We start from the raw sequence: 4,274 nt of genomic DNA, 5'->3' as shown, positions 1-4,274 counted from the left end.
AAGGTGCTTTTTAACAGCAGCTAATTTTTCATCTAAAGTCATCTAGTGACCCTCCTTATTTTTTGTATAAAAATAGGCACCGATTATTCGATGCCTTTGAGCAAGTCCTCTTTATTCAATTGATAAAGCATCTTACGCCGCTTAAGTTCCCATTCTGGCGGCTGATCTAGCGCTTGTATCTGTTCCAACGATCGTGCTCCGACCTTTACCTCAGTATCCGGATATGCTGGCGTGGTTACTGGAGAGACATCATATATATGATCAATTGATCTAATCAAGCGATTGTATGGAGCCTCAACATCCCCATCACGAGTCCATTTTTGGGCATCTGTATCATCAGGAATTGTAAATGCAAAACTCGACTGACTGATAATTCCCTGACGAACGTTTTCCAACAAGTCACGGCCAAGCTGCGTGTCTGGAGGAGTCAGCGTGTATTTCAGCCCTGTGTCATCAACTGATAGCTGCAAATTGATACCAGTCCGTCCTAACACTTGGTTCTGATCATGATTGAAAAGCGCAACTACATTACTCATGTCAGCATTATCTAAGGCATGAGGGTCAATTTGCTCTCTAAAAGAATAGTCACCGAATCCCATTGGATCAGATTTCCGATTGAATTTTAATGCATAGCCATCGATGACCGTAGGATGATCGTCATCACCATCACGAATTTGCATTGGTGCCGCTGCCATTCTGATTTCCTTTGGCATTAGTATCACCTCCCTTCAATTCTGCTGCATGTTCAGCTTGATATGCTTCCTTTTGATCAAGAAATACTGTGTTAAGTGTCGACTGAATACGATCCATGTTCGGGTCTTTTAACGGTTTCTTTCCAAGCTCCGCACGTCCCTCGTTTCCAGTCCACAGTCCACCATTAACTGCTGTATTTACGTCAGCAATCGGCAATCCATTTACTGATTTTGTGTCGAATCCTATGGAATATTGGTGCCGTTGCGCGTCATCAAGCAGCTTTAGTTCAAACTCACTTGTAATCGGTTCAAAGTAAAATGGAAGATCATTGCGAATATAGTCATCAGCAAGCTGTTTAACAGACTGGTTAGGACTATTTTGGGCTAATCGATACGCTGGCACCCGCAAAGCCTTCGCAATCTGCGCTGTTGAGTAGTTATTGCTGTTAATCAGATTAAGAACGTTGGTATCAACTTCCAACGGCTGATAATCCATCGTTGCGTCAACTATAATTGGCGATCCAGCATCAGCACCTGCCTGTGCTCTTTCAAAATCTTCACGAATCTTCTGGCGTGCTTCGGCGGACAGGCGACTCTCCTTTGCTTTGATAATTGAGCCTTTCAAGCCGCTCTTGAAGAACTTCTGTAACGTTGAAACGCCTGACTCCTGCAGTCCAATTTCATCACCAAGTGACAACAGCGGTGAGCGCCCCATGATTGTGTCGTATGAGAAAAACTTCCAGTGAATGACGTCCTCAAATCCACATATTTTTTGCATGCTAGAATTGTAAGGCGTGAAACGGTAGATGATGTTATCGGGGTCGCTTGTGTCCACCTGCGTCTGCGAGGGGGCATAGAACTCAAACATAGCTGGTTCGTTGGTTATCGGATCGCGCACAATACGCGAATAAGCATTTCCAGTCAAAATTGCATTGACCATCATGGAAAATTTCCACTGATAAGCCGACAGCCGCTTGTTTACCTTCGTATTCATCAAGTATTCAATATTGGATAAGTCAACAACCTCATCGGTTGAGCTGTCCGTGATTACTAGCGGAAAACGACTAACATCACCCGAAACAATCGATACAGCCGTAAGCACGTCAGAATTCCGTAAGGCAGAAATGCCAAGGTATCCACCTCGAAATGATGGAATTACCCCAGAATCAAGCAAATGATCTGCCCAGTGAGGGTCCACTTCGGTTGCTAATCCTCGAAATAGCTTCATTCATCTCACCTCCCTTCGTTATCAGGAAGCAACAGAATAAAGGCGAGAACAAACAACAAGCCGCCGCAAACCATGAATCCAGTAGGCTTATTGATCAAAAAAGCCCCATATCCAGCTAAAATGAAGCCTAAAACAGTGGCAATTCCAGCCATATTTGCGCCAATAATTCTGAAAAAGTTAGCTAGTTTTCCATTCACGTTCTCACCTCCTAAAAGCCAAAGTCGTCACTAAACACACGATCGTCGTCCAAATAGTTGTCCAAGTCTTCCTTAAAAGCGATGGCATAAGCATCAAGCGCAGCATCAATCATGTCTATTTTATTAGCATACTTATTCTTATTAATACGGACGCCATTGTTGTCAGACATTAGAACCGCGTTCATTGCGGCGGCCTGCATAATGCGATTATCTGAATGCTTTATGCGACCACTGATAACATCATCACGAAACTGTTTGGTAGGCATTGACAGTGTTAGCGTTCCTTGTCGCACCTGCACCATCGGCCACTCAGGGTGATTCTTCTCAATTGCCGTTAGCATTGGCCCAAATTGATAAGGGTCGTACATGATGCCCTGAACATCTAAGTCATTACGCTCAATAAAGTCCTCGAGCCATTCATATACCCGATCGTTGTCGATGATACCTGACTCTAAGCTGCTGATCTCGCCTTCGCCGTGTTGTTCAGCAGCCAAGTAGTCAATCCGATCCGTCTTTATTTTGTTATCGATGCCACCTTTTGAAGCAACAAATGCATAACCATCAAGCCACCACCAGCCCTCCTGGGGAATTAGCCAAGAAATAGCGAATAGATCGCTTGTACGACCGACATCAATTCCAATCCATGCTCTTTGCCCGCGAATATCGGGCTTGTCGGTCAGCTCTGCCGCTTTCCAAGCATCGAAATCTAGATAACTGTCTTCTGTAGCTTGTCGCCAAATATTAAAGTTTTTGACCAATTTAGCGTTTAGACTGCCATCAGCACGAGCTTGAGCTAACTTAGTCGTCAGATAATCACTGATTTGTCCGTTTAAGGTATCAACGTCAAGTAGCGGATTCGATTTGATCCAAGAATTGGGGTCATCAACCTCTTGTACGTTGTCTTGTTCAGCAATAAATGCAAAATAGCGTTCTGCCTTTTCTTCACCGGACAACACCTTTTTGGCATACGGATAATTTTGTTGAAACATCGGCACGTTCATGTCGAATCCAGCCGTTGAAATAATGAAAGTCAAATAACTCGGCAATAAAACTTGCCCCGATGCTAATGTTTCTAGCATATCGGTTGTTTTAGCGTTGGCATATTCGTCAACAACGGCGACATGCGGTTCATAACCATCGACAAGTCCTGCATCACGAGAAAAAGGCCGAATCGTTGAACCATCATCAAGATTAATGATTTCATCACGGTTAATTTTGGACATTCTCTTAATACCAGGATCTTTTTTCTGTAATGCTTCGAGCCTCTTTTTGACCATTTTGAAGACAATACTGGCTTGATTTCGATCATTTGCAGCAGTATAAAGCTGTCGACTGTTAACTGGATTCTTTCCGAACAGAAACTCATAAAGAATGACGCCAGAAATCAAAAGCGACTTACCGTTTTTTCGTGCCATCGAAATGAACACATCGGTAAATCGCCTTATATTTGAATCATCTTTATCAACCCAGCCATATATACTGCCAATAATGAATTTCTGAAACGGTGCTAATGGTTGTGGTTTCCCACTTTTTGGTTCTGGCAGAATTTCCATAAATTTAACAGCTTTTCCCGCTAGATTTGGATCATAATGCCATCGCCAATCTGTTCGTTTCAAGTCTTCTTGATGGCGTTTCACCGCAAGATTAACTGCCTTAGAAGTAATAAGACGACCGTCCAGCACACGTTTTATGAAATTAGGCATTGGATCCTTAAATTTTGACAACCAACATCACCTCCATCGCAGTCAGCCAAAAGTATCAATGATTGAATCGCTCTTCTGTGCTTCGGTCTTAGGCATGCTCATCTGCATCCGGCTGTTGACATTAAGGCCAAGATCACTGGCTAGACTTTTAATATTTGCTGTGGCTTTATTCAATATGCCAACATATGCATAATACTCATCTTGATCTCCATTCTTTAAAGCCAATTTCATGTTGACCGATGTGTTTTTGTAAACCGAATACCATGTACAATAGTTTTCCAACTCGGCGCGATCGAGGTTTCTAAGTGGTAAGGTCCCCAAAGACTCGATGATTCGCTTGTATTCTTGTTTTGCGACTGGGTCAAGATGATTAGGCGGTGTTACCTGAAGTTTTGGAATGCCATCTTTGGCCATCAATTCCGCAGGTAGCTTGGCTTCCTGCCGTTCTTTGGTC

General features: G+C 43.2%; 5 protein-coding genes. All 5 read right to left on the bottom strand.

The window, feature by feature from the left end:
- Positions 1–83: 83 nt before the first annotated feature.
- Positions 84–713, bottom strand: a complete 630-nt coding sequence (locus ACVBDQ_RS17740) for an HK97 family phage prohead protease (protein ID WP_446663379.1) — start codon at positions 711–713, stop codon at positions 84–86.
- Positions 667–1,920, bottom strand: coding sequence for a phage portal protein (locus tag ACVBDQ_RS17735; RefSeq protein ID WP_446663378.1), 1,254 nt, complete (start codon positions 1,918–1,920; stop codon positions 667–669). Before ACVBDQ_RS17735 ends, ACVBDQ_RS17740 begins: the two co-directional genes overlap by 47 nt.
- A 5-nt stretch (positions 1,921–1,925) precedes the next feature.
- Entirely contained in the window at positions 1,926–2,117 is a 192-nt protein-coding gene (locus tag ACVBDQ_RS17730) for a hypothetical protein (RefSeq protein WP_446663377.1), read from the bottom strand.
- An 11-nt stretch (positions 2,118–2,128) separates the two neighbouring features.
- A complete protein-coding gene (locus ACVBDQ_RS17725; RefSeq protein ID WP_446663376.1) occupies positions 2,129–3,841 on the bottom strand; it encodes a terminase large subunit in 1,713 nt (570 codons plus the stop codon).
- Between the two features lie 21 nt (positions 3,842–3,862).
- The coding region (locus ACVBDQ_RS17720; RefSeq protein ID WP_446663375.1) for a P27 family phage terminase small subunit at positions 3,863–4,274 on the bottom strand (412 nt) is incomplete at its 5' end.

It is taken from the genome of Geobacillus sp. CCR, assembly GCF_052906625.1.
This window is presented reverse-complemented; position numbering and strand designations above follow the sequence as displayed.